General features: G+C 67.2%; 28 protein-coding genes. 16 read left to right on the top strand and 12 right to left on the bottom strand.

Features of this window, described 5'->3' with window-relative positions; translation table 11 throughout:
* Positions 1-26: 26 nt before the first annotated feature.
* The gene (locus NO347_RS05645; RefSeq protein WP_256288668.1) at positions 27-593 is read right to left on the bottom strand and encodes an NADPH-dependent FMN reductase; all 567 of its coding nucleotides are present in this window, start codon (positions 591-593) and stop codon (positions 27-29) included.
* 132 nt (positions 594-725) lie between these two features.
* Between NO347_RS05645 and NO347_RS05650 the strand changes: the two genes are divergently transcribed.
* On the top strand, positions 726-2,099 hold the full coding sequence (locus tag NO347_RS05650) for a phosphoglucomutase/phosphomannomutase family protein (protein WP_256288669.1): 1,374 nt from the start codon (positions 726-728) through the stop codon (positions 2,097-2,099).
* Here the strand turns inward: NO347_RS05650 and NO347_RS05655 are convergent.
* Positions 2,092-2,856, bottom strand: coding sequence for a GNAT family N-acetyltransferase (locus NO347_RS05655; protein ID WP_256288670.1), 765 nt, complete (start codon positions 2,854-2,856; stop codon positions 2,092-2,094). The two genes, NO347_RS05650 and NO347_RS05655, sit on opposite strands and share 8 nt — an antisense overlap.
* A gap of 66 nt (positions 2,857-2,922) precedes the next feature.
* Complete coding sequence (gene samp2 / locus NO347_RS05660) at positions 2,923-3,123, bottom strand: ubiquitin-like small modifier protein SAMP2 (protein ID WP_256288671.1); 201 nt, start codon at positions 3,121-3,123, stop codon at positions 2,923-2,925.
* Positions 3,124-3,248: 125 nt separating this feature from the next.
* Between samp2 and NO347_RS05665 the strand changes: the two genes are divergently transcribed.
* From NO347_RS05665 to NO347_RS05685, 5 genes are all read left to right on the top strand, one after another.
* A complete protein-coding gene (locus tag NO347_RS05665) occupies positions 3,249-4,229 on the top strand; it encodes a replication factor C small subunit (protein ID WP_256288672.1) in 981 nt (326 codons plus the stop codon).
* Between the two features lie 103 nt (positions 4,230-4,332).
* Entirely contained in the window at positions 4,333-7,101 is a 2,769-nt protein-coding gene (gene alaS, locus NO347_RS05670; RefSeq protein ID WP_256288673.1) for an alanine--tRNA ligase, read from the top strand.
* A 102-nt stretch (positions 7,102-7,203) separates the two neighbouring features.
* Positions 7,204-7,791, top strand: a complete 588-nt coding sequence (locus tag NO347_RS05675; protein ID WP_256288674.1) for a DUF7504 family protein — start codon at positions 7,204-7,206, stop codon at positions 7,789-7,791.
* 90 nt (positions 7,792-7,881) lie between these two features.
* On the top strand, positions 7,882-8,652 hold the full coding sequence (locus NO347_RS05680) for an alpha/beta fold hydrolase (protein WP_256288675.1): 771 nt from the start codon (positions 7,882-7,884) through the stop codon (positions 8,650-8,652).
* 192 nt (positions 8,653-8,844) lie between these two features.
* Positions 8,845-9,558, top strand: a complete 714-nt coding sequence (locus tag NO347_RS05685; RefSeq protein WP_256288676.1) for a type 1 glutamine amidotransferase — start codon at positions 8,845-8,847, stop codon at positions 9,556-9,558.
* Positions 9,559-9,563: 5 nt separating this feature from the next.
* Here the strand turns inward: NO347_RS05685 and NO347_RS05690 are convergent, their stop codons facing one another.
* Entirely contained in the window at positions 9,564-10,049 is a 486-nt protein-coding gene (locus NO347_RS05690; protein WP_256288677.1) for a cupin domain-containing protein, read from the bottom strand.
* A 95-nt stretch (positions 10,050-10,144) separates the two neighbouring features.
* Here NO347_RS05690 and NO347_RS05695 point away from each other — a divergent pair, with 95 nt between their 5' ends.
* A complete protein-coding gene (locus NO347_RS05695) occupies positions 10,145-10,465 on the top strand; it encodes a 4Fe-4S dicluster domain-containing protein (protein ID WP_121568634.1) in 321 nt (106 codons plus the stop codon).
* A 162-nt stretch (positions 10,466-10,627) separates the two neighbouring features.
* Positions 10,628-11,080, top strand: coding sequence for a ferritin-like domain-containing protein (locus tag NO347_RS05700; protein WP_256288678.1), 453 nt, complete (start codon positions 10,628-10,630; stop codon positions 11,078-11,080).
* Between the two features lie 76 nt (positions 11,081-11,156).
* Here NO347_RS05700 and NO347_RS05705 read toward each other — a convergent pair whose 3' ends face one another.
* The 3 genes from NO347_RS05705 to NO347_RS05715 form a co-directional block, all read right to left on the bottom strand.
* On the bottom strand, positions 11,157-11,873 hold the full coding sequence (locus NO347_RS05705; RefSeq protein WP_256288679.1) for an energy-coupling factor transporter transmembrane component T family protein: 717 nt from the start codon (positions 11,871-11,873) through the stop codon (positions 11,157-11,159).
* A complete protein-coding gene (locus NO347_RS05710; RefSeq protein WP_256288680.1) occupies positions 11,867-12,625 on the bottom strand; it encodes an energy-coupling factor ABC transporter ATP-binding protein in 759 nt (252 codons plus the stop codon). Before NO347_RS05710 ends, NO347_RS05705 begins: the two co-directional genes overlap by 7 nt.
* Positions 12,626-12,708: 83 nt before the next feature.
* Positions 12,709-13,290 carry a biotin transporter BioY gene (locus tag NO347_RS05715; RefSeq protein ID WP_256288681.1) on the bottom strand — a complete coding sequence of 194 codons (582 nt, stop codon included), beginning with the start codon at positions 13,288-13,290 and terminating at the stop codon, positions 12,709-12,711.
* 85 nt (positions 13,291-13,375) lie between these two features.
* Here NO347_RS05715 and NO347_RS05720 point away from each other — a divergent pair, with 85 nt between their 5' ends.
* The 7 genes from NO347_RS05720 to NO347_RS05750 all read left to right on the top strand — a co-directional run bounded on the left by NO347_RS05720 (position 13,376) and on the right by NO347_RS05750 (position 21,035).
* Complete coding sequence (locus NO347_RS05720; protein WP_256288682.1) at positions 13,376-14,089, top strand: conditioned medium-induced protein 4; 714 nt, start codon at positions 13,376-13,378, stop codon at positions 14,087-14,089.
* 93 nt (positions 14,090-14,182) lie between these two features.
* The gene (locus NO347_RS05725; RefSeq protein ID WP_256288683.1) at positions 14,183-17,866 is read left to right on the top strand and encodes an LAGLIDADG family homing endonuclease; all 3,684 of its coding nucleotides are present in this window, start codon (positions 14,183-14,185) and stop codon (positions 17,864-17,866) included.
* A 1-nt stretch (position 17,867) separates the two neighbouring features.
* Positions 17,868-18,152 (top strand): DUF7854 family protein, encoded by a 285-nt coding sequence (locus tag NO347_RS05730; RefSeq protein ID WP_256288684.1) that lies wholly within the window; start codon positions 17,868-17,870, stop codon positions 18,150-18,152.
* A 38-nt stretch (positions 18,153-18,190) separates the two neighbouring features.
* Positions 18,191-18,529, top strand: a complete 339-nt coding sequence (locus NO347_RS05735; RefSeq protein WP_256288685.1) for a DUF7855 family protein — start codon at positions 18,191-18,193, stop codon at positions 18,527-18,529.
* Positions 18,526-19,437 carry a DUF7856 family protein gene (locus NO347_RS05740; protein WP_256288686.1) on the top strand — a complete coding sequence of 304 codons (912 nt, stop codon included), beginning with the start codon at positions 18,526-18,528 and terminating at the stop codon, positions 19,435-19,437. Before NO347_RS05735 ends, NO347_RS05740 begins: the two co-directional genes overlap by 4 nt.
* 57 nt (positions 19,438-19,494) lie before the next feature.
* On the top strand, positions 19,495-20,370 hold the full coding sequence (locus NO347_RS05745) for a DUF7857 domain-containing protein (RefSeq protein WP_256288687.1): 876 nt from the start codon (positions 19,495-19,497) through the stop codon (positions 20,368-20,370).
* Positions 20,367-21,035 carry a MinD/ParA family ATP-binding protein gene (locus NO347_RS05750; RefSeq protein ID WP_256288688.1) on the top strand — a complete coding sequence of 223 codons (669 nt, stop codon included), beginning with the start codon at positions 20,367-20,369 and terminating at the stop codon, positions 21,033-21,035. The genes NO347_RS05745 and NO347_RS05750 overlap by 4 nt, the downstream gene beginning before the upstream one ends.
* Before the next feature lie 121 nt (positions 21,036-21,156).
* Here NO347_RS05750 and NO347_RS05755 read toward each other — a convergent pair whose 3' ends face one another.
* Complete coding sequence (locus NO347_RS05755) at positions 21,157-22,047, bottom strand: transcription initiation factor IIB (protein WP_256288689.1); 891 nt, start codon at positions 22,045-22,047, stop codon at positions 21,157-21,159.
* Positions 22,048-22,210: 163 nt separating this feature from the next.
* Here NO347_RS05755 and NO347_RS05760 point away from each other — a divergent pair, with 163 nt between their 5' ends.
* Positions 22,211-22,732: a DUF7858 family protein gene (locus NO347_RS05760; protein WP_121568622.1), complete on the top strand. Its 522-nt coding sequence runs from the start codon at positions 22,211-22,213 to the stop codon at positions 22,730-22,732.
* A 154-nt stretch (positions 22,733-22,886) separates the two neighbouring features.
* On the opposite strand, the gene NO347_RS05765 is transcribed toward NO347_RS05760, so the two are convergent.
* From NO347_RS05765 to NO347_RS05780, 4 genes are all read right to left on the bottom strand, one after another.
* The gene (locus tag NO347_RS05765; RefSeq protein WP_256288690.1) at positions 22,887-23,648 is read right to left on the bottom strand and encodes an AAA family ATPase; all 762 of its coding nucleotides are present in this window, start codon (positions 23,646-23,648) and stop codon (positions 22,887-22,889) included.
* 78 nt (positions 23,649-23,726) lie between these two features.
* Entirely contained in the window at positions 23,727-24,155 is a 429-nt protein-coding gene (locus NO347_RS05770; protein ID WP_256288691.1) for an HIT family protein, read from the bottom strand.
* Positions 24,156-24,204: 49 nt separating this feature from the next.
* Entirely contained in the window at positions 24,205-24,873 is a 669-nt protein-coding gene (locus tag NO347_RS05775) for a uracil-DNA glycosylase (RefSeq protein ID WP_256288692.1), read from the bottom strand.
* A gap of 6 nt (positions 24,874-24,879) precedes the next feature.
* Positions 24,880-25,746 carry a ribose-phosphate diphosphokinase gene (locus NO347_RS05780; protein ID WP_256288693.1) on the bottom strand — a complete coding sequence of 289 codons (867 nt, stop codon included), beginning with the start codon at positions 25,744-25,746 and terminating at the stop codon, positions 24,880-24,882.
* Positions 25,747-25,832 lie beyond the last annotated feature (86 nt).

Raw genomic sequence — 25,832 nt, forward strand, 5'->3', positions numbered from 1 at the left:
TCTCGCCGTATCGTCCGGCGAGAAATCTATGAGGACTTACGATAATCCCTATCTGAGACGGCCTCGGGATGGAGCCGCCGCGCCTCGGCGACGACGGCCACGCCCAGTTCTTCCAGTCGGCGGGCGACGTCGACGTCGGTGAGCGTGTCGCCATCGTACTTCTCGGAAGCGCGTCGAATCCCCACCTGTTCGGGCACCGTGTGACCGTAGACGCCGCGGATCGTGCTCCGCATATGTTCGAGCGTCGCACCGTAGGAGCCGCCACCCGCGGTCGCGACGAGGCCGACGGCGGTGTCCCGGTACTCGTCCTTCGAACAGTAATCGTGGAAGTTGCGGAACGCCGAGGAGTACGAGCCGTGATAGACGGGTGAGCCGACCACGACAGCCTCGGCGTCGCGTACGATCCGCGTCAGGCGCGCGGAGTCGCCCTGCTCGTCGACGTCGGGATGATACAGCGGAAGGTCCACCGCCCCGAGGTCGAGCAGTTCCGTCTCTACACCCTCCTGGCGGGCGGCTTCGAGCACCAATTCGAGCGACTTTCTGGTGTAACTCATCCTGCGCCGACTGCCGCAGACTGCGACGACCGAGATCATTGTACTCACTCCGGGACCGAGGGCGAAAAGCGCGGCGGGTGTCAGATGCGAGCCGGCCCGTTGGTCGGCCGTTCCGTCGTCCAAGTGGCCGCTTCGCCGCACCTTTTTGGTCGCTGACGAGGACGGACCGATATGGACGCGATCTCCTTCGGCACGGACGGGTGGCGCGCGACCCTCGACACGTTCACCGACGAGCGCGTACGGATCGTCGGGCAGGCGGTCGCAGACTACCTCTCGGACGAGGGCTACGACGACCCCGTCTTCGTGGGCTACGACGCCAGAGCGACCTCGAAGGGGTTCGCCGATTCGCTCGCGGCGGTGCTCGCGGGCAACGGCTTCGACGTGCTCTTGCCGGAGCGCGACCGGCCGACGCCGCTCGTCGCCTACGCGACCGTCGACCGCGGGCTCTCGGGCGCGCTGATGGTGACGGCGTCGCACAATCCGCCGGAGTACAACGGCGTGAAGTTCATCCCCGACGACGGCGCGCCCGCGCTCCCCGAGGTGACCGACGCGGTCGCCGCGCGCCTCGCCGAACCGGACCTCCTCCCGGAATCCGAACACGGCACGATCGAGACGGTCGACGTCGTGACGCCGCACGCCGAACACGCCCGCGAACTCGTCGGCGCCGACCTCTCGGGGCTCACGGTCGTCCACGACGCGATGCACGGCTCTGGCCGCGGCGTCACCGACGAACTCCTCCGGTCGGCGGGAGCCGAGGTCGTCAGCATCCGCGACGACCGCGATCCCGACTTCGGTGGAACGCCGCCGGAACCGAGCGCAGAGAACCTCGAACCGCTCGTCGAGGCGGTCGACGCCCACGACGCGGACCTCGGCATCGCGAACGACGGCGACGCCGACCGCGTCGCGTTCGTGACGCCCGAGCGCGGCCACCTCGACGAGAATCTCTTTTACGCCGCCGCCTACGACTACCTCCTCGAATCGGACGCCGGCCCGGCGATCCGGACCGTCTCGACGACGTTCCTGATTGACCGGATCGCCGAGGCGCACGGTCAGGACGTGTTCGAGACCGCCGTCGGCTTCAAGTGGGTCGCGCGGGCGATGGCCGAGCACGACGCCCTCATCGGCGGCGAGGAGTCCGGCGGCTTCTCGATCCGCGGACACATCCGCGAGAAAGACGGCGTCTTGATGAGCCTGCTCGGGGCCGCCGCCGCGAGCGAGGAGGCGATGGACGCCCGCGTCGACCGCCTGCTCACAGCCCACGGTGACATCGTCGCGGACAAGATCAGCCTCGACTGTCCCGACGCCGAGAAGCAGCGCGTCATCGACGACCTCGACGACGCCCTGCCCGAGCGGGTCGCCGACCGCGACATCGCCGACGTCGTGACGCTCGACGGCTTCAAACTCCTCCTGGAGGACGGGTCGTGGCTCCTCGTTCGGCCGTCCGGAACCGAGCCGAAGATGCGAATCTACGCCGAAGCGCAGAGCCGAGAACGCGCCGATGCGTTGCTGTCGGCGGGCCGGGAACTCGTCGCGCCGCTCATTTGAGGACCCCGCACAGGCGGTCGTCGCGGCGGTCCTCCGCTCGGTCTGTCTCCTTGTCGTCGGTTCCCGCATCGGATTCTCCACCACTTCTTTCCGCATCGGTCTCTCCACCACTTCTTTCCGCATCGGTCTCTCCACCACTTCTTTCCGCATCGGTCTCTCCACCACTTCTTTCCGCATCGGTCTCTCCACCACTTCTTTCCGCATCGGTCTCTCCACCACTTCTCTCCGATTCGATTTCTCCAGCACTTTCCCCGCCCTCGACGATCTCGAACCCGAGCGCGTCGTAAAACGGACGCACCTGCTCGTGGAAGCGTGCCACGAGCGGCCCGTCTGCTCGCTCGGCGGCGGCGTCGACGAGGCGGCTCCCGATTCCGCGACCGCGGCGCGACCGGTGGACGGCGATCTGTTCGATCTCGGACGGCTCGGGATCGTCCGCCGCGAGTGCTCGACTACACTTGCCTGCATCGTCCGTACCGTCGACGCGAGCGAGCACGCAGACGCCGACGACCCGGTCGTCCGGCGCGTCAGTCCCGTCGTTCGTAGCGGTGTCGGCACCATTCTCGACCCGGTCTGTGTCGGCCGCTTCGGCCCGCTCTTGATCCTCAGCCCCGTATTCGGTCACAGTGGCGACGAGGACGTCGCCCGCGGCGATTCGACGGCGCACCCGCTCGGGATCGATTTCGAGCATCGCGGCGTCGAGCAGGCGGACGACGTCGTCGGCGTCCGCCGGCGTCGCCTCGCGGACGGCGTGTGTCACGTCGGAGAATAGGCGGCGGGGGTTAAGATTGCGTTCGAACGAGGCGAGCATCCGGCTCCAGCCGGTTCACCCGCCTTTGATCAGTCGCAGGACCCGCACGTGGGCGGATTCGACCGGTTGATCCTCCGGGACGGGGGTGCCGTCGACGATGACGGAGACCTCGTGGGGCGAGTAGCCGACTGACCGGACGACGTCGGCGTACGTTTCGTCGTCGTCGACGTCGACTGCTTTCTCGCCCTCGCCGACGACTTCGACTGTCACGCGCATACGCCCTGTTCGGCGCTCGCGGGCTTGCCGGTTTCGTTCCGCGCGGTCGAAGCGCCCAGTGATGGACCGGGTGGACCGCGACGGAACGCGGGTGGTTTATGGGCCGGCGGGTCCCTCTCACGCGTATGAGTGAGGCCGACTCGTCCGAGGACGTTCCGGCGGGGCGTGAGATCTGGATCGAAAAGTACCGGCCCGAGACTCTCGAGGATATTTACGGCCAAGAGGAGATCGTCGAACGGCTGCAGTCTTACGTCGCGCAGGACGACCTCCCGCACCTGCTCTTTGCGGGTCCTGCGGGCATCGGCAAGACCACCTCGGCCACCGCGATCGCCCGCGCGATCTACGGCGACGACTGGCGGAACAACTTCCTCGAACTGAACGCCTCTGACGAGCGCGGGATCGACGTCGTCAGAGACCGCATCAAGAACTTCGCGCGCTCTTCTTTCGGCGGCTACGACTACCGGATTATCTTCCTCGACGAGGCCGACTCGCTGACCGACGACGCCCAGTCGGCCCTGCGCCGGACGATGGAGCAGTTCTCCGACAACACGCGCTTTATCCTCTCGTGTAACTACTCCTCGAAGATCATCGACCCGATCCAGTCGCGGTGTGCCGTCTTCCGGTTCTCGCCGCTCTCTGACGACGCCATCCGGCAGCAGGTCGAAGACATCGCCGAGACGGAGGGCATCGAGGTGACCGAGGACGGCCTCGACGCGCTCGTGTACGCCGCGGGCGGCGATATGCGCCGCGCGATCAACTCCTTGCAGGCGGCCGCGACGACGGGCGAGGTCGTCGACGAGGAGGCCGTCTACCTGATCACCTCGACCGCGCGTCCGGAGGACATCGAGGAGATGGTACAGGCCGCTATCGACGGCGACTTCGCGACCGCGCGCGGCCGCCTGGCGACGCTGCTCGTCGACACCGGGATGGCCGGCGGCGACATCATCGACCAGCTCCACCGCTCGGCGTGGGACTTCGACCTCGACGAGCGGACGACCATCCGCCTGATGGAACGGATCGGCGAGGCCGACTACCGAATCACTGCGGGCGCGAACGAACGGGTCCAACTGGAAGCGCTCTTGGCGTCGCTGGCAGCCGAAGAGTAGTCGCCTCGATTCCGCAGTTTTTCACCCGAAACCCCCCGTAGCCGTCCGCTCTGTCTCCTGCACCCGGAACTGTTTTACCCGGCCGTGGGTCAACTGACGGGTAATGAGTGAACTCGAAGCGGAGTATCGCCTCGATTACTTCGAGGAGGAGGGCTTCCACCGGAAGCAGTGTCCGGTGACGGGCGTCCACTTCTGGACGCGCGACCCCGACCGCGAGACGTGCGGTGAGCCGCCCGCGGACGACTACTCCTTCATCGACAACCCCGGCTTCGACGAGGAGTACTCCCTCGAAGAGATGCGCGAGAAGTTCCTCTCGTTCTTCGAGGAGCACGGCCACGAGCGTATCGAGCCGTACCCGGTCGCGGCCAACCGCTGGCGCGACGACGTGCTTCTCACCCAGGCGTCGATCTACGACTTCCAGCCGCTCGTCACGAGCGGGCAGACCCCGCCCCCGGCGAATCCGCTGTGTATCTCCCAGCCCTGCATCCGGATGCAGGACATCGACAACGTCGGCAAGACGGGGCGTCACACGATGGCGTTCGAGATGATGGCCCACCACGCTTTCAACGCCCGCGAGGAGGCCGGCGACGAGTACGCCTACTCCGGCGAGGTCTACTGGAAGGACGAGACCGTCGAACTCTGCGATCAGTTCTTCGAGCATATGGGCGCAGACCTCGAAGAGATCACCTACATCGAGGATCCGTGGGTCGGCGGCGGCAACGCCGGGCCGGCGTTCGAGGTCCTCTACCGCGGCGCGGAACTGGCCACGCTCGTCTTTATGTCGATGGAACAGGACGACGATGGCGAATACGAGATGAAAGACGGCAACCGGTACTCGCCGATGGACACCTACATCGTCGACACCGGCTACGGCCTCGAACGCTGGACGTGGGTCTCACAGGGGACGCCGACGGTCTACGAGGCCGTCTACCCCGACACCATCGACTTCCTCAAGGAGAACGCCGGGGTCTCGCTGACCGACGAGGAGGAGGAACTCGTCCACCGGGCGGCGAAGCTCTCGGGCTATCTCGACATCGACGAGGTCGACGACCTGACTGCGGCGCGCGCCGACGTCGCCGACGAACTCGACGTCGACGCCGACGAACTGACCGAACTGCTCGAACCGCTGGAGACGATCTACGCGATCGCCGACCACTGCCGGACGCTGGCGTATATGTTCGGCGACGAGATCGTCCCCTCGAACGTGGGCACGGGCTATCTCGCTCGGATGGTCCTGCGTCGGACGAAGCGGCTCGTCGACGACGTCGGCGTCGACGCGCCGCTCGACGAACTCGTCGATATGCAGGCCGAACGCCTCGGGTATGAGAACCGCGACACGATCCGCGACATCGTCCGCACCGAGGAACGGAAGTACCGCGAGACGCTCGAACGCGGCCGTCGCAAGGTCGAGACGCTGGCGGCGGAGTACGCCGAGAAGGACGAGGCGATCCCCGTCGGGGAACTCATCGAACTGTACGACTCCCACGGGATCCAACCCGAGATGGTCGAGGAGATCGCGGCCGACCACGGCGCGTCCGTCGACGTCCCCGACGACTTCTACTCGCTGGTCGCCGACCGACACGAGGGCGAGGGCGCGTCCCGCGACGCAGTCGAACGCAGCGAGCGCCTCGCGGACCTCCCCGAGACGGAGAAACTCTACTACGACGACCAAGAGCGCACGGAGTTCGAGGCGGTCGTCCTCGACGTCATCGAGCGCGAGGAGGGCTACGACGTCGTCCTCGATCAGACGATGTTTTACCCCGAAGGCGGCGGTCAGCCTGCCGACCACGGGACGATCTCGACCGACGACACCACCGTGCAGGTGACGGACGTTCAGATCCGCGACGGCGTCGTCCTCCACCGGGCCGACGGCAACCCCGGCAAAGGCGAGTTCGTCCGCGGGCAACTCGACGTTGAGCGTCGCCGTCGGTTGATGCGGCACCACACCGCGACGCACGTCATCGGGTACGCTGCTCGACAGGTGCTCGGCGAGCACGTCCGACAGGCCGGCGCACAGAAGGGAACCGACCGCGCCCGGCTCGACGTCGCCCACTACGAGCGGATCACCCGCGAGGAGGTAAAGCAGATCGAGGCGGTCGCCAACGACGTCGTGATGCGAAATCTCTCGGTGAAACAGGACTGGCCCGACCGCCACGAGGCCGAAGAGGAGTACGGTTTCGACCTCTATCAGGGCGGGATCCCGCCGGGACAGAACATCCGCACGATCACCGTCGGTGACGACGTGCAGGCCTGCGGTGGGACGCACGTCGGCCGGACCGGCGACATCGGCGCGATCAAGATCCTCACCACCGAACCGGTTCAGGATGGCGTCGAACGCATCGTCTTCGCCGCCGGCGACGCGGCGATCGACGCCACTCAGCGCACAGAAGACGCGCTTTACGAGGCCGCCGACGTGCTGGACGTGACGCCCGAAGACGTCCCCGAGACGGCCGAGCGCTTCTTCACCGAGTGGAAGGAGCGCGGCAAGACGATCGACCGCCTGAAGACCGAACTCGCGGAGGCGCGCGCCGCCGCGGACGAGGGCGAGATCGAGATCGACGAGACGCCCGCCGTCGTCCAACGTCTCGACGGCGACGCCGACGAACTGCGCGCGACGGCGAACGCCCTCGTCGAGGAGGGGAAGATCGCCGTGCTCGGCTCCGGGGCTGGCGGTAGCGCCCAGTTCGTCGTCGGCGTTCCGGACGACGTCGGCATCAACGCCGGGGAAGTCGTCGGGCGACTCGCGGCCGAAGTCGGCGGTGGCGGCGGCGGCCCGCCGGACTTCGCGCAGGGCGGCGGCCCGGACGTCGACGCCCTCGACGAGGTGCTCGAACAGGCCCCCGAAATCCTCCGCGCCGTGCAGCGCGCATAAGCCGATCTCTCTTCGTTGCCGGACTGTTCTTTCGCTGACGACCTTCCGGCAACGCCCTCGTTCGACAGAAGACTTATCGACAGATGTCGGTTAAGTAACACTGTGTCCTCGATAGAGGGTGCTGTATCCCAGATCGACGCCGTCCAAGCGGCCTTAGTACTGCGACCGCAGACGGCCGCCAGCGAGGACCTCACCTGCAAGCGCGCGCTCGTCGACGACCCCAGCGAGGTCGAACTCCTCGGTGTCTCGTTCTCCCAGCGACCCGCCCGGTGGTACGACGAGTGGTGTGATGCGCTCGGCGCGGACCCAACCGCGGCCACAGTGATCACGACGCCCGAATTGGGTGACGACGATCTCGGCGATCGCGACCTCGGCGTCGAGACGGTCGCGGCGCCGTCGAATCTCACCGGCGTCGGTGTCAAAACGACCCCATATCTGAACGAGTGGTCCGACGCCGTCGTGGCTGTGGAGTCGTTGACGGTACTCCTCCAGTACGCGAGCCCACAGGTCGTCTATCGGTTCCTCCACGTACTCACGACGCGGATACAGACGACCGGTTCGGCGGGACAGTTCTATCTCGACCCGACGATCCAGGACGCCCAGACCGTCGACCTGCTCACAACGCTCTTCGATGTCGTCGTCGAGTGCGACGGCGGCGAGGACGACTGGACCGTTCGTCGCCGCGAGTAGCGACGCTAGGTGGACCATCGGTCGCCCAGATCCGTGGACCCGGCCACACTGCTCCGAGACGCATAAACCGCGCCTCGCCGATTCACGGGTATGCCCACGACCTCGAACGGCGGCGTCGACCTGTACTACGAGACGGCTGGCACGGGCGACACCGTCGCGTTCGTCGGCGACGTCGGCTACGGCGCGTGGCAGTGGGGCTGGCAACACGCGGCCGTCGCCGGTCCCTACGAGAGCCTCGTCGCGGACCTCCGCGGTGCCGGCCGCTCGGATGCGCCGTCTGGTCCGTACACCGTCGAAGACCTCAGCGACGACCTCACGACGATCCTCTCGGACGCAGGCGTCCGCTCCGCGCACGTCGTCGGCGCGGGCCTCGGCGGGATGGTCGCACTCTACACGGCCCTTGACACTGCACGCGTAGACAGCCTCACTCTCGTCGGCACCGCCGCTCGCGGCGACGGCCTCGACCTCGAACCGCTGTGGGGGGCACCCGACGACGAGGCGGAACTCGAACGCTCGCTCGCCGCCGGACTCTCCGAGCAGTTCGTCGACGCCCACCCCGACGCTGTCGAGCAGATAGTCGGCTGGCGCGCCGCGGAAGACGCGAACCGCAGTGCTTGGGAGGCACAGGCGACCGCCGCTGCCGACTTCGACGTCTCGGATCAGCTCTACGAGATCACCGTCCCGTCGCTCGTCGTCCACGGGAGCGCAGACGCGGTCTGGCCGCCTGCCCGGGCCGAGGCGCTCGCGACGGGGCTCCCGCGCGGTACGTACCGCGAGATCGACGGGGCGGGGCATCTCGTTCACGTCGAGGCGTCTCGCCGCGCCAACGACGACCTCCTCGGCTTCCTCGCCGACGTCTGATACTGTCGGACAGAAGTCCGTGAATCGTTTTGGCCCCCTTGGGGTGCCGATACGCTTCACATAGTTCTGTCCGACAGTATGAGCCGCTTTTTCGCCGCTGCAAGGATCTCCACAGCGGCTCGCCGTCCGCGAGACCGGCAGGACCCACCACGGGCGCAAGGCCTTTTTCGCCCCGTTGCCTTCGAGATGACGATGAGAGAGGGGAGCGACCGACTTCGATTTGCCCTGCTGGACGCGTCTCACGGCGACGAGCACACGCCGCGGAACTTCCGCCGCGAACTCGACGCCGACCTCGTCGAGTTCGACGTGACGCAACACGAGCGGCCGGCGCACTTCGACTTCGACGCCGTCGTCGTCACCGGGTCGCGCTCGTCGGTCTACTGGGACCGCAACTGGATCCGACCGCTGATCGAGTACGTCGCGGCCGCCGACGAGCGCGGCGTGCCGATCCTCGGCGTCTGTTACGGCCACCAGGTCCTCGCGTCGGCGCTCGGCGGCCGCGTCGAGGATATGGGCGAGTACGAGATCGGCTACCGCGAGATCCGACAGACGGCGGACGACGACCTGCTCGAGGGCATCCCCGAGTCGTTCACCGCGTTCACGTCCCACTCGGACGCCGTCACGGAACTCCCGCCGGGTGCGGACCTGCTCGCCGAGAACGACTACGGAGTGCACGCCTTCCGCCGCGGCGACGCCTGGGGCGTCCAGTTCCACCCGGAGTACGACCCCGAGACGGCGACCGCCATCACGAAAGAGAAGGACCTCTCCGAAGGGCGCCTGCAGGCGGTTCTGGACGGCATCACCGCCGAGAACTACGACGCGGCCTGCCAGACGAAGCGGCTCTTCGAGAACTTCACCGCGTACGTCCGTCGCGCGCGCCGGACCCGCGAACCGGCCACGCAGTAATCAGACTAGGATTCGCCCTCCCAGTAGTCGACGTCGTCCTCGCGGCGGAAATACCCCGAGACGACGCGCTCGTCTTTGTCGCCGCCGGGCGGCGCGCCGGCGTACACGCCGATCTTCTCCGAATCCGGATAGACCGTCACGTCTGGATCCTGCATCGTCGACACCGCGAGAAAGCGGAGCGGCTCCATCCCGTCGTTGTAGAAGCGGTGCGCGCCGTCGGGGTCGGCCGCGAACGCACAGTAGTCTCCCGGTTCGACGCGCGTCTCTCCGTCGGGCGTCCTGAGGAGTCCGGTCCCCGACAACACGTACACGGCCTCCGCGTTCCCGGTGTGGAAGTGATACGGCCACGAGGCGGCCTCCGGCGGTAGTTCGTAGAGACTCGCCCCGATGTCGTCGACGTCGGTTTCGGCGCCGAGGGTCTTCCGCCGGAAGTGCGTCTCCCCGCGCTCGACGTCGGTCCACTCGAGTTCACGTTCGTTGACGTGTCCCATAGCGGGACTCGTGCGGCGTGGATCTTAATATCCTGGTTCGACCCGCTGTCGGCTTACCGACGGTGTTTTTGTTCCCTCGCAAGTAGTCAACCCTAATGGGAATCGATCCGAACTTCGACAGCAACCGCGAGAAGGTCGGCGAGGAGAACGGCGTCGACGTGTGGGGACCGGTCGATCCGCCGGAGAAACTGGGGATCCACGGGATGCACGTCGCGGTCGATTACGACCTCTGTGTCGCCGACGGCGCGTGTCTGGAGAACTGTCCGGTCGACGTGTTCACGTGGGTCGACACGCCCGGCCATCCCGAGTCCGAGCAGAAAGTCGAACCGACGCGCGAGGATCAGTGCATCGACTGTATGCTCTGTGTCGACATCTGCCCGGTCGACGCCATCGACGTCGACGGCTCGCGCGTCTGATAGGGGTTATCGCAAGCCCCCATAGATTTCTCGCCGGACGATACGGCGAGAACCTCCGAACAGTGACGATAATCCCTATGACCTGCGCTGTCGCACTCCCGACCCGCCTCACCTCTCCTCGCCGACAGTATCTTGTCGCCGGCCGTCGAACGTCCGGACGTTATGTCAGACGAGGTCACCCGCCTGTTGAAGAAGGCCTACCAGGACGAGATCGAGACCGTGATGAACTACCTGTCGAACTCGATCGTCCTCGACGGCGTCCGCGCAGAGGAGATCAAAGAGTCGCTCCAGCAGGACATCCAGGAGGAGCTCACTCACGCCGAGCAACTGGGGAACCGACTCAAGCAACTCGACGAGCAGCCGCCGGGGTCCGGGGAGTTCGAGGCGAACCAGATGAGCCTCCAGCCACCCCAGGACAGCACCGACGTCCTCTCGGTCGTCGAGGGCGTTCTCGACGCCGAAGAGGATGCCATCGAGACTTACCGCGCCCTCATCGATGCCGCCGAGGAAGCCAACGACCCCGTGACAGAAGACCTCGCGGTGACGCTCCTCGCCGACGAGGAGGCCCACCGCACTGAGTTCCGCGGCTTCGAGAAGGAGTATCTGCAGGCGTAACTGCCCGATCGAGTCGGCAGGTCCGAACACGTCCCTGTTTTTGCAGCGGTGGCTCTCTCATCCTCCACAAGACCGATCACAGCAGCGCCGCCCCGACGAGTGCGGCGACGACGACGAATCCGAGCGCGTCGGTCCGCCCGAATCGGAGTTCCGGAAGCGTCGGATTCCACGCGAAACAGCGCACCCGAAGCGCGAGCGCGAGTCGGTCGGCGCGGGCGAACGCTCGGCGGATGCCGGTAGCCCCGACGAGTCGCATCCGGTCACGCAACGGACGCTCGTCGCCCAACCGCGCCGTCGAGGCCTCGCGGACGCGCCGAAGGTCCGCACGCAAGAGCGGGAAGAACCGGAATACGAGCGCGACGCCGACACCCAGGAGGTGGCCGACGCGACCCGGCACGAGCCGCTGGATCGCCGCACGCGAGTCCCGAACGGGCGTCGTGTGGAGGTACACGGCCGAGACGAATAGGATGAGGAGCACCCGATAGCTCGCTAGCAGCGGGTCGACCGCCGCGTTCGGCTCGATCCCGAGCGAGAGCGCGCTGACGTCGAGATTCACCGTAGCAATCAGCGGCCCCGCAGCCAGAAACGGGAGCGCGGGGAGGTAGCCGCGGATGGCGCGCGCAGGCGACAGCCGTCCGGCCGCGAGAAACGCGGCTGTGAGGACGGTGAGCACGGCGAGCCCCCGCGGCGCCGTGTGCGCGAACGCCGCGGCCGCGAACGCCGCCTGCGCGAGCAGTTTCGTCCGCGGATCGAGTCGATGAGCGAGCGAGTCGCCGGGGTGGTAGGTCAGCATCGGCGCTGGGGGGCCTGGTGGTTGGCGCTCCGCCGCTCGGCGTCGACTGCGCTGTCGGGCACGCGGACGTCGTGCTCGGGTAGCGACGCGAGGGCGTCAGCGGGGGCGGCGTCGATGACGACGCGACCGTCAGCCATCGCGACCACGCGGTCCGCCAGCCCGAGGACGTCGCGGAGGTCGTGAGTGACGATCACCACGCCCGTTCCCGAGTTGGTGAGCGTCCGCAGTCGGTCGAGCACGGACTCGCGGGCCGGTGCATCGAGGCCGGTGAACGGTTCGTCGAGGACGAGATGGTCCGGCTCCATCGCGAGTGCGCCGGCGATGGCGACGCGCTCGCGCTCGCCGCCGGAGAGTTCGCCGACGCGCTCGTCCTCGCGGCCCTGCAGATTCACGGCCGCCAGCGCGTCTTCGACGCGGCGATCGATCTCCGCGCGCGAGAGGCCGAGATTCTCCGGTCCGAAGGCGACGTCCGCGCCGATCGTGGCCGCGACGAGTTGATCTCGGGGGTCCTGAAACACCATCCCGATCGCGGTCCGGGCGGCGACGAGGTCGTCGCTCACTGGACGGCCGTTCACTTCCACGGTCCCCTCGTCCGGTTCCAGCAGGCCGTTGAAGTGGCGGACCAGCGTCGTCTTTCCGGACCCGTTCGCGCCCGCCAGCACGACGCACTCGCCGTCCGGAATCGTGATCGAGACGTCGTCGACAGCGACGACGTCTCCGTAGCAGTGGCGGAGTCCGTCCGTGTGGATCATCGTTTGTTGGGGGTCATCGTTTGCTCCGAATCATCGTTTGCTGCGGGTCGTTGCCGCCGAGACTCGACATCTTCCATCGCGACTCAGGCCGCTGCAGCGGCATCACTGCGGACGACGCCGACGGCCGCGGCGATCTTCACGGCCTCGAAGGGGACGAACGCGAGCGCGCTCACGGTGAACGCCTCCACGAGACCGACGTTCTGGACGACGGCGAAGCCGACGGTCCCGAGCGCGTAGATGACGACCGTCCCCGCCAGCATTCCAGCGACGAGACGGGTCGTGGCGACCACTTCGGGGTCGTCGAGGCCGTCGAATCCGTGGACGACGGCGCCAACGAGCGCCGCGGCGATCGGGTACGACCAGAGGTAGCCCGCGGTGTAGCCAACCAAGGGGCCGATTCCGGCCGACCCGCCGGCGAAGATCGGCGCGCCGGCGGCCCCGGCGGCGAGATAGAACACGATCGATACGCCGCCCCAGACCGGTCCGAGGAAAATCCCGGCGAGGAAGACGCCGAGGACCTGGAGACTCACCGGGACGGGCGAGATCGGATTCGGAAACGATACGTACGCGAACGCGCCGGTGAGCGCCGCGAACAACGCCGCCCGCGCGACGTTGCCGACGACGTCCTCGCCGACGAGTTCGACTGATTCCGTCTCTGCTGCCATACCCGCCACTGTCTCGTAAACCTGTATGAAAGATTCGGTTTACGACGCCACGCTTTAGTACGCCGGACGCTCTTAGGAACGCCTGATGGACGATAAGACGGCCGAACTCCGGGACATCTTCGTGGAGACGACTGGCGAGGAGAGCGTGACCGAGTCGCAGTCGGATTCACGGGGCTCCCTCTCGTCGACGACCGACGACGCGACCGTCGAGGAGCGACTCGCGGAGTTGGTCACGACGATGCGCGAGCGCTACGACTTCGCGTCGTCGCTGTCGGACGCGGACCTCCGCCGCGTCGTTCGTGGCTTCTTCGACCCCGACGCGGTGGGTGCAGACGCCGACTCGTGGTCGTCGGCCGCTGACGCCGCGCTCGCGGAGTCGCTGTCGGCGGACGTCGACGCCGACGAGGTGTTCCGCGCGCGGATGGACCTCCACCTCGTCGCCGACGCGGACCGCGCCGCGCCGTTTTCGTTCGATCGGTTGCGGAGCCTCCTCCAGCAGCGCTCCGCCGAGGCCGTCGACGACGACGCGGTGGCCGCCGAACTCGCGCGCGATGCCGACGCCAAATCAGACGCTGACGCTGCGGCGGACGCGGATACCGACCTCGACGCCGAAACGGTCCGCCGCTACCGCCGCGTCGCCGAGTCAGATCTCGCGTCTCGGCAGGTGAATCACCGCTTCCGCGACGCGTTCTCCGATCTGCTTACCGACGCCGACCTCTCGGCGCGACTCGCCGAAGACGCCCGTCGCGACGGCCTCGAAGAGGCGACCGAGGACATCGAAACCGACGTTTCGCTGTAGACGCTTCTTCCTGCGGGCCGTCGTCTTGGAATCCGATCACTTTCGCTCCGGGTGGCGAAGACTCTTACCCGATGAGAACCCTACTCCGGTGCGATGGCGCAGGCCCCCCAGGACTCACGCGACCTCACCGACCGGTTCATCCAGTTCTACCGCAAGTACTACCGCGACGAGATCGGCAAGCTCGCCCAGCAGTACCCGAACGAACAGCGGTCGCTGTACATCGACTACGAGGACCTCTACAAGTTCGATACGGAACTGGCCGAAGACTACAAGAAGAAACCCGACCAGATCCGCGAGTACGCCGAGGAGGCGCTCCGCCTCTACGACCTCCCGGCGGACGTCAAACTCGGCCGCGCGCACGTCCGGCTCACGCACCTCCCGGAAACGGTTGACATCCGCAGCATTCGCGTTCACGACGATCACATCGGGCGGATGATCGCGGTCCAGGGGATCGTCCGCAAGGCGACCGACGTCCGACCGAAGATCACCGAGGCCGCTTTCGAGTGCCAGCGCTGCGGGACGATGACGTACATCCCGCAGTCCGACAGCGGCTTTCAGGAACCGCACGAGTGTCAGGGGTGTGAGCGCCAGGGACCGTTCCACGTCGACTTCGACCAGTCCGAGTTCATCGACGCACAGAAGGTTCGCGTCCAGGAGAGCCCCGAGGGCCTGCGGGGCGGCGAGACGCCACAGAGCATCGACATCGACCTCGAAGACGACGTCACCGGCGAAGTCACGGCCGGCGACCACGTCACTGTGACGGGCGTCCTCCACATCGAGCAGCAGACCTCCGGCAACGAGAAGACACCTATCTTCGACCTCTATATGGACGGCGTCGCGGTCGAAATCGAGGACGAGGAGTTCGAGGATATGGACATCACCGAGGAGGACGTCGCGGAGATCGTCGACCTCTCGAACGACCCCGACATCTACGAGAAGATGGTCGGCTCGGTCGCGCCCTCGATCTACGGCTACGAGCAGGAGAAACTCGCGATGATCCTCCAGCTCTTTTCGGGCGTCACCAAACACCTCCCGGACGGCTCGCGGATCCGCGGCGACCTCCACATGCTCTTGATCGGGGACCCTGGTACGGGTAAGTCCGCGATGCTCCAGTACATCCGGAACATCGCGCCCCGATCGGTGTACACCTCCGGGAAAGGCAGTTCGTCCGCCGGTCTCACGGCGGCCGCCGTCCGCGACGACTTCGGCGACGGCCAGCAGTGGACGCTCGAAGCCGGCGCGCTCGTGCTGGCAGACAAAGGAATCGCGGCTGTCGACGAGCTAGATAAGATGCGATCGGAGGACCGGAGTGCAATGCACGAAGCGCTGGAACAACAGTCATACCATCCGAAATCGGAGGTTTTACTCTCAGACGGCCGTCGCGTCGAGATCGGTCCGTTCGTGGACTCGATGATGGACGAGCGCGAGGGGGACGTCGTCGACGGCGTCGACTGCGAGATCCTCCCGGTCGAGGATGTCGGCGTCCACACTGTCGATCTCGACACGAACGACACCGAGAAGACCTCGGTCGATCGCGTGAGCAGGCACGAAGCCCCAGAGGAGTTCGTTCGGGTGTCCTTCTCGAACGGTCGCTCGGTTCTCGTCACTCCCGAACATCCGATGTTCGTCGACGACGACGGAGCGGTCGGAACGGTCGATGCCGCGGCGATGTCTGTGGGCGATTTTGTCCCTGCGCCGCGAAAACTCCCGAACTCTGCAGCCCCACGGCCGCTCACTGACGGGGAGCACCGCGGCAAAGAGCGCGACGTCGACCTCCCGGACGAGATGTCGCCTGACCTCGCGGAGATGCTGGGGCTCTTGACGGCCGAAGGACACTCGTACTCCGGCGGTCGCACGCACGAAATCGGGTTCTCGAACCAAGACGACAGGCTCCTCGATCGGGCAGCGCAGTTGATGGCCGACATCTTCGGTCTCGAAAGCACGGACGCGGTGAACGGTGCTGGGACCACGACGAAGCGATGGGTATCGACGAAACTGTACCGGTGGTTCGAGTCCAACTTCCCGGGCGTGATGCGGAAATCGAGGGACAAACGGATGCCGGACGCCGTCCTCGGTGCCTCCGAAGAAGAGATTCGCCGGTTCCTCGTCGGTGCGTTTGCGGGCGATGGCGGCGTCGAGAGTGAAGCGATGTCGTTTTCGACCGCTTCCGAAGGTCTCGCAGCGGATTACGCCGATGCGCTCGCGAAGCTTGGTATCGGGTCGCGAATTCACTATGATTCGGCCGAAGACGCCTGGAAGACGTACGTGATGGGCGACTCCACCGAACGGTTCGTGTCGGCGGTCGTCGATCCTGCCGACGACCGTCACGAGAAGGCCCAAGCGTTCGCCGAGCGGAGCAACGAGACCGAACGGCACCACGACGTTCTGCCGACGAGCGCAGCGCGAGAGATCAGATCGCTCAAACGACTGCTCGGTGTCCCTCTCGACGGTCGATTCCGCCCCGCACTCGACGAGGGCTACGGCGTCCAAATTAGCACTGTTCAGGCAGAAGTCGAGTCGCTCCGAGATCGCATCGAAACAATCCGAAACGAGCTCGATTCGGCAGCGACGCTCGCAGAAGCCAGAGATCTTATCGGCTGGTCCGGCAGACAGCTCGCCGAGCAGCTCCCGGACGCGACGACGAGCGCGGTTCACTACGCTGAAGACGGCGGCTACACCGCTGCGAGACGGGCATCGCTCCGCACAGGTGCCCTGGACGCGATCGCGGAGGCGCTCGACGAAGCGGACGAGCGGCTCGATGCCCTCGAATCGCGATGCGACCTCCGATACTACCGCGTGACCGACGTCGAGACTGTCCCGAACGAGGGGGAACACGCCTGTGAGTGGGTCTACGACGTGACTGTCGAACCGACGAACACGTTCGTGAGCAAGGGCGTCGTCCTCCACAACTCTATTTCGGTATCCAAGGCCGGAATCAACGCGACCCTGAAATCCCGGTGTTCGCTGCTCGGCGCGGCAAACCCGAAGTACGGCCGCTTCGACCAGTACGAGCCGATCGGCGAGCAGATCGACCTCGAACCCGCGCTCATCTCGCGGTTCGACCTGATCTTCACGGTGACGGACAACCCCGACCCCGAGAGCGACGCCGAACTCGCAGAGCACATCATCAACACGAACTACGCGGGCGAACTCCACACCCAGAAGTCGAAGGTGCCGAGTTCGGAGTTCACCGATGGCGAAGTCGAGGACGCGACCGAGGAAGTCACGCCCGTCATCGACGCCGAACTCCTGCGGAAGTACATCGCCTACGCGAAGCGCAACTGCTACCCGACGATGACCGACGAGGCGAAAGCGGTCATCCGCGACTTCTACGTCGACTTCCGCGCGAAGGGGGCCGACGACGACGCGCCGGTGCCGGTCACGGCCCGGAAGCTCGAAGCGCTCGTCAGGCTCTCGGAGGCGTCGGCGCGGCTCAGACTCTCTGACACCGTCGAACGCGAGGACGCGGTCCGAGTCACCGAAATAGTCGAATCCTGTCTCCGCGACATCGGGATGGACCCCGAGACCGGCGAGTTCGACGCCGACATCGTCGAGACCGGGACCTCGAAGAATCAGCGCGACCGCATCAAGGACATCAAGCACCTCATCGAAGAACTCGAAGACGAGTACGAGGAGGGCGCGCCGGTCGACGAGGTCATCGAACGGGCAGGCGGTGATCTCGGACTCGAAGAGTCGAAGGCCGAAGACGAGATCGAGAATCTCAAACGAAAGGGAGAGCTCTACGAACCGCGGCAGAACTACCTGCGGACGACGTAGAATGGACCGCATCTCTGCCCTCCGGAACGTCGAGGAGGCCCTCAGCGACTTCGAGGCCGGCGAATCGGACCTCGCCGCGACCGAACAGCGCGTCGTGACCGTCCTGCGGACGTACGCCACCGACTTCGAGGGCGAAGGTGGGCTCCGTGCGTATCAGGCGACCGGCTCGGGCCGTGCGCACGGACTCGTCGTCGTCGCCGAGAGCGAGAACGATGCGCGCGAGCGGATCGCCGACCTCCTCGACGAACGACCGGACCACATCGACGCCGACATCTCGCCGGTGTAAGTGGGTTTTTACCGCCGCCCGGAAATTGAGGCGTAGTCGTGTTGTTGGTAGTGACGTATTCGCGTCGGGCACGCGAGACGCTGCGAAACGCCTGTCGAGCACACGAAGAGACCGTCGTCCGGAAATTCGGTCGCGCCGCGCTCCTGCGGGAAACGGAGTACGGCGCCTTCTTGGCCTGTCGGCTTCGCGAGCGACACGCCGCCGACGTGCAAGTCGAACGCACGGAACCGTTCAACGAGTTCGCCGACGCGCCCGACGCGGTGCGAGAAGCCGCTGCCGCATACGAAAACCGGGAGTCGCCGAGCACGCCGTACGACCGATTTGCCGCCGGAACCGACCATCCGGAGTCGGACGCGATGCGCGAGCGGGAACTGTGAGCGGCCGGTTCGATGCCGTCGCCGACACCGCTGTCCGTCTTCCCGACGGTTCGACGCGTGATGGGCCGATCGTCGACCTTCGTGACGTTGAACTCGGTCCCTCACGCGGTGCGCTCGATCGCGTGGTCTGCGCTGGCTGCCCGACGACGAGCGGCACGCTGGCCGTTCACTCGCCGCCTCCGCAGTCGGTCCACCGGCACGTGTCGCCACTCACGCCCGCAACGACGCTCGATCGTCGCGCTGCGCTGGCGGCGCTCGCTGCGGCGCGCGGTGTCGAGACGCCCTACGACGACGATCTTCGAACTGCGAGACGGTCGCTTCGCTCCGCGGCGCCCGCGGCGGTCGGCGTCGCAGAACTGCGTACCGCCCGTCGCCGCGCCGCAGAGGCCGGTGCCGAAACCGAACGGCTTCGGGAACGGGTCGCGACTATCCGCGGCCGGGTGAACGCGCTTCGCGACGCGGATCACGGGACGAGTGACGACGGACTCGCAGAAGCCGAAGCGTCGCTCTCGGAGACGACCCGGCGGCTCTCCGAGGTCGCGACCGAGCGCGTCGCCGCCGCCCAGCGGCTGGAACTTCTCGAACGCAACGCACGGTCCGCACGCGACACCCGGGACGCACGACTGCGACTCGAAGACCGCGCCGGAAACCTCGAACGAGCCGTTCGTGACGCTCGTATCGCGGCCGTCGAGGACGACTTTCGAGCCGCGCGCCGAACGGTTTCCGCTCGACTCTCGCGGACCCGACCCCCTGACCCCGCCGTCTCGACCGGCGTCTGCGACGCCCTCGCGGTGGCCCGGGGCGCGCCGATCCGCGCACCGGTGGTCGTCGCGCCGGACCTCGTCGGCGCACTCGGCGGACCGACGTCGACACACGACGTCCTCGACGCGCCCATCCTGATCTGCTGACGAGTCATACCCATTCTGAGACGACAGTTTATGTACCTGCCCGCGGCCAGACCGCGCGTGCAGACCGACGCTCACGCCGCACCCGCCGATACGCCGCCAGTTCGAACGACGACCACCACCTCTCGCGTCGCGGGCGTGACGCTCGTGCGCGTCGAACTTCGTAGCGACCTCGCCGTCGAGATGCGCGTACGCGTCTCGAACGAACTCGATGGGCCCGTTCTCCCGCCGCGTCGTGCGGGCGTCCCGTCTGCCGGCTGGGATGCGGACGGATTCTCGGGGACGATCCCCGCCTCGGGACGACTCGGCATCGGATACGCCTGTCCGGCGGTGAACGATCCGGATCGCTCGCCGGCTGCATCTGCAGACGACCCGGGAGAATCCTCGGACGAATCCCCGGGCGTATCCTCGGATAATCCGGACGCGTCTGTCGTCTCCGTCGACCTCCTCGGCCCCGCGGACGCCGACACCGACGAGCGTGACCTAGTCAGTTCGGCCGTCCGGACGCTCGGGCGTGCGACTCCGCCCGCCGACGCCGTGCCGACTGAGACGGCCGCTGCGCCGCATCCGGAGCATTCGCACGGTGAACCGGATGATGATGGCGGGGCTGACGCTCCGCTTCCCGACGCCCTCGACGCGTGGCTCGACGCGGTCGAAACGCGCGTGGAACACGCCGAGCGACTGACCGACGCGTCTGTTTCCGAGGCGACTGCGGTGCTCGACGCCTGCGGCGGCATCGATCCGGTTTCAGAGCTCCCCGATTCGCTCGCTGCCGATAGAAGAGCACTCCGGACCGTCGCGGCGCGGATCGACGACCTCGCCGCTCGTGCGGCTGTTGCTGACCCCGACCCAGTCGTCTCGGCGCTGGCAGAGGCTGCCGAGGGGTCAGCGGTGCGAGAGACCCCGACGGCGTCGCCGTCCACGGAGGACCGATGATCCTCGCCGTCACCGGCGGCAAAGGCGGCGTCGGCAAGTCGACGCTCTCGGTCGAATGCGGTGCGGCGCTCGACGCGACGGTCGTCGACGCCGACCTCGGGATGGCCGATCTCCCGACCGGTCCCGGCCCGGACCTCCACGACGTGCTGGCCGGTCGTGCCGATCCCCTCGAAGCGGTTCGTGAGGGGCGCGGTCCGGTACGCTTGCTCCCTTGCGGACGATCACTCGCGGGCGCTCGGGCGGCGGACGTCACGGCTCTCGACGAGACGCTTCGCGCCGTCGAGCGTGCGTACGGCGACGTCGTAGTCGACTGCCCGGCGGGAATGAAAGCCGACGCGGGCGTTCCCCTGGCGGTCGCAGACGCCTGCGTCGTCGTGGCGTCACCGCAGTCGTACGCGCTCGCCGACGCCGTTCGCTCGCGGGAGCTCGCCCGCGAACTCGACGCGGGACTCGTCGCCGTCGTGATCAACCGTGCCGTCGACGACCCACCGGAGCGAGCCTTCGAGGAAGTGCTCGGCGCCCCCGCGGTCACCGTGCCCGCCGATCCACGCATCGGAGCGACGATCGAGTCGTTCAGTCCCGTCGTCCGATCCGCGCCGTCGACACGAGCGGCTCGCGCGGTGGTGACGGTCGCCGACGCGGTCCAGCGGGCCAAGCGAGTCTAATTGGCCGCTGATATCGCCTACGAGTCTGATCGGTCGCTGAGTCGCGTCGGCTGGTGCTCCATACCGACAGCGTCGTAGAATCAGTCGAGCGTTCGTCGTCCCATTCGTCCGCCAGACCTCGCTACTCGTCGTCTCGGAGCTTCTGGTACGTCGACCGCAGCGTGACCGGTGTGACGCCGGCGGCGTCGGCGGCCTCCCGCTGGGTCAGGTCTGCGTCGCTGTCACGGGCAGCCGTATAGAGACACGCGGCGGCGACGCCGCTTGGGTTGCGGCCGACCGCGAGACCGGCGTCGACCGCTTCGGCGACGTACTCTCGTGCCCGCCGTTCGACGTCGCCGGCGAGGTCCAGTTGCGAGGCGAATCGAGGGACGTACTCCGTGGGATCGATCGGACCGACTGGCAGTCCGAGTTCGCGGTTGATCGCGTCGTAGGCGGCCGTCTGTTCGGCTTCGGTCGCTTTCGCCGCGGCCGCGACCTCGTCGACCGTCCGCGAGACGCGGGCGACACGACAAGCCGCATAGACACAGGCTGCCGCGAATCCCTCGAGGGATCGTCCGCGGAGGAGATCCTCCGACTGCGCGGAATCGAACAGCGAGCAGGCGTGATCGCGGATCCGTTCCGGCAACGAGAGCGCGCTGGTGAGGCGGCGAATCTCGGTGAACGCGTACACCTGATTCCGCTCGCGCTTCGTCGAGATCCGGGCGCGGTTGTGCTGGCGGCGCATCCGAGCAAGCCGGCGTCGCTTCCGTCCTTTCACGCGGGTCGAGCGGCCGATCTCAGTCGAGAGGCCGCGGTCGTGTCGCGAGCGCGTCAGCGGCGCGCCCGTCCGTTTCGGGTCCGTGTCGTCGTCGGCGAACGAGCGCCACTCGGGCCCGTGGTCGATCCGGTACTCCGAGAGCACGAGTCCGCAGTCGCCACACACCGTCTCCCCGCGCGTCGTCTCGGGGCGACCCTCGCATTCGGGGCAGGCGTTCGTCGTCGTACTGGCGTCGGCGGTGGGTGCTTCACTCATCACAATTGAAACTCGGTCGCGAAGGCATATTTAAAGACGGGAGAATACGGGGTATTGAGCCCGCTTCCGCCGCGTAGTACCTACCGGTAAACGATAGGTAGTGCTATCGAATCTGATATTTAGGTCGAAACCTCTTATTCGGGCTGGCGGAAACGTCTCGACGATGGGTTTGTCGGAGATCGCAGCGGGGTTGGAACTGACGACGAAGCAGACCGAGCGCGGCGTCGCGACTGTCGACGACACCGACGTCGATCTCGACGCGCGGCTCAGAACGTTCGAAGACGACCTCCCGTGTACGGCCGCGGCAGCGTCGACCGTCCTCGATCGCTACGACGCGGGCGTGAGCGTCGGCGACGCCGGAGAGGCTGCCGCGCTCGCACCGGTCACGGCCGCGAAGCTCCTCCACCGCTGCGGCGTCGAGGGCGTGACACCGATTTCACCCACGGCGCGCCGCGTGCTCCGGGACTGGCTCGACGGTCGGATCGCGCGTGCGGACGCACTCGAACTGACGAACGCTGAAGAGTCGGAGTTCGCACTCGCGGCGTACGTCGAAACGCACGAACCGATTCCCGAACTGGCCGAGGCCGTTCGACGCGACGCGTCGGCACCGATCGCTGGCGACGCGCTGGTCTCGAAGCGCGACGCGCTCGCCGAGACGATGAGCGCCGGCGCCGACTTCCAGTAGTCGTTCCGGTCGCCGCGCAGGGCCTCGCTTTCGTTTTGCGGTTCTCGGAGTGGCGCTATAGTAGCATTTGCAAGTCTTCACTCATCGGATCGTACGCTGTCGTGCGATCGGATGCACAATCAGTTGCAAATGCTACTATAGGAGTGTCTCCGCTCTACCGACCGACGTACTCGCCGACGGTACCGAGGAGCCCGCTCTGTTCGGTGTCGGTGCCCGCAATTTCACGCCCTGTCACCGCGGCCGCGACGCGCTCGATCGCCGCGGCGAATGCGCTGTCCTCGTTCGGGACCCGTGGTTCCGTCTGTACGTCGAGCGACCCCGCGTCGGGGATCGAGACGTCGGCCGTTTCGAGTTCGCCGCGCGTCGACACGACGAGCGACGCTTCTGCGCCGACGTCGGCGAGGCGCTCGTGGGTCCGCTGGATTGCGGTCGCGCCGCGGTCGCTCGCCGGTGCGACGACGGCGACGCGGTCTGCAACATTCACCGCGGCGACGGCCTGGTTCGCCGCGACCGGCGGGACGTCGAGGAGGACGTGGTCGAACCGCGACGCCGCAGTCGCGATGCGGGATTCCAACGCCTGTACGGCGCCCACGCGCTTTGCGCGAGCCAGGCGCTCGAAAGGCGCGTGCGCTGGACAGACGGCGATGCGACCGGCGACGTCGCGGCCGACGTCGAGTTCGGAGAGGCCGGTCGAGAGATCGGCGCCCTCCTCGTCGGTCACGAGCGCCGTCACGTCGGGATCGATTCGCCCCGTGAGGTAGTCGCTGAGTCCTTGCGTTCCGAACGCGGCGTCGACGACGGCGACCGTCCGGCCGTCGGTCGCGAGCGCGGCGGCCACCTCGACGACCGTTCGGGTCGTTCCCGCGCCGCCCGTCGCGCCGACGAACGCCGCAACGCCTGGCGGTTGTGCAGACATACGCCACGTGGCCGCGCACTCGGATTTAAGTGATCCGGTCCCGCAGTCGTGCGGTTCGACCGCTGTGTGCGACGCCCGCTACTCGCCGGACTCGATGGAGTCGGCGATGTCGTCGAGTTCGTCTTCAGAGAGGTCCGGTCGGTCGCCCGCGACGGCGTGGATCGGACCGCCGCCGTCGCCCTCGAACCGCGGCACGACGTGGACGTGGACGTGTGGGACTTCCTGACCGGCCGCTTCGCCGTTGTTCACGCCGATCGTCGTCGCGTCGGCATCGACGGCCGCTTCGATGCGAGGAGTCAGCTCCTGCACCGCGGCCCACAGGTCGGCGGCGATGTCCCCGGGGATCTCGTCGAGCCGCTCGTAGGGCTCTTTCGGCACGACGAGCGTGTGACCGGGCGCGAGCGGGTTCGCGTCGAGGAAGGCCGCGACGGTCTCCGTCTCGTAGACGATGCGCGCCGGGATGTCGCCGGCGATGATCTGCTCGAAGATGGTCGGGTCTCCGCTCATAGGCGTCACGTCGGACGGATCGCCGAAGTAGGTTCGGGTCTCTGAAAAATCAGTCGTCGCCGACAGCCTCGCCGATCGCCGTACGGACCGCTGCCCGGTACTCGCCGTCGTCGTAGCCGAGTCGGGCGCGCCAGACGTCTTGGTACGACGGATGGAGAACCGGGAGCAACGTCGCGTTCACCCGCTCCAGTTCGGTGGGCTCCAGCACCCGATCGACAAAGCCGTCCAGTTCCCGCCCGTCGAGTGCGAGCGCGCTCGCGGTGGCGTGTTTGCCCGTCGCGACGATTACGGCGGGATCGACGGTATCGATCTCCGTACGCAGGTGCTCGCGGCAGTTCGCGCGCTCGGCCGGCGTCGGTTCGCGGTTCGATCCCGCGCCGTCGCAGGGGAAGCACTTCACGGCGTTCGTGACGTAGGCGTCGGGATGACCGGCGTCGGCGAGCAGTTTCCGGACGCGACGCCCCGAATGCCGCGTCGTGTACGCCCGCCCCGTCCAGTTGCCGCCGCGCCACGTCTCCGCGTCCGGTTCGCCCGCGCCGGGGGCTTCGCCGACGACCAGTACTGCCGCGTCGCGGTCGCCGGTGCCCCACGAGATTCGCTCGCGACACGCGACGAGCGCGGGACATCGCGCGCAGTCGGCTTCCAGCACGTGCCGGTCGTCGGGGTAGTACGGGTCGGCGTCGGTTGTTCCGCTGGACGAAGGATCCAGGTCGCTCATCCGGCGTTACGCGGCTTCGACGGCGTCGACGGCGGCAGCGACGAGCGGCGCGACCGAGACGACGCTCACGTCGCGCTCGATGGTGTCGGTACCGATCACGCGCTCGATGCCGGCGCGTTCGAGTTTCGTTCGGGCGTTCTGTGCGAGCAGCGGATGGACGCACGCCGCGAAGACGCGGGCTGCCCCGTCGTCGTCCAGATGCGACACGGCTTCGCTCATCGTCGTCCCGGTCGCGACGATGTCGTCGACGATGACTACGTCCCGGCCCTCCGTGTCGGCATCGCTCGGCGCGATCTCGACCTCTGTCCCGGAGTGGCGCGTCTTCTCGAAGTAGTCGGTTTCGCCGCTCCCGTAGGCTTCACACGCCGCTTCGGCGAGTTCGGTTGCACCGGCGTCCGGCGACAGAAAGAGCGGGTCGGCCAGATCGTCCGGAAGCGGTTCGGCGAGTCGCCCCGCGGCGTCACAGATAGTCACGTGTGCGTCGAAAAAGTCGGAAATCGACTCCTCGTGAGGGTTCACGAGCACCACGCGATCCGCGCCGGTCGAGACGGCGCGAGCCATCGCGCGTGCGGAGACGGGTTCGCCCGCCTCGAAGGCGCGGTCCTGTCGCGCGTAGCCCATATACGGGATCACGGTGACGACCTCGGACGCACCGGCCTCGCGAACGGCGTCCTGTAACTGCAGCAGTTCGACCCACGCGTCGTTCGAGTCCGTCGTCGCGACCACGACCGCGCGCTCGGCGTCGAACTCGGGGACGGCGGCGAGCGTCTCGCCGTCCGGGAAGCGATTGTACTCTACGGCCGCCAGCGGTTCACCCAGTTCCGCCGCGAGCGCGGCCGCGAGCGCCTGTGAGGATGCGCCGGGTACGATCATACTGGTGTTCTCACGATCCGCGCTAAAACCCCTTTCCGTCTTCGCGCCGCGTGCGAGTGGGGCGCACTGCTCTGCGAACAGCCGCG

The sequence above is a fragment of the Halobellus inordinatus genome (genome assembly GCF_024464655.1).
Lineage (GTDB): Archaea > Halobacteriota > Halobacteria > Halobacteriales > Haloferacaceae > Haloquadratum > Haloquadratum inordinatus.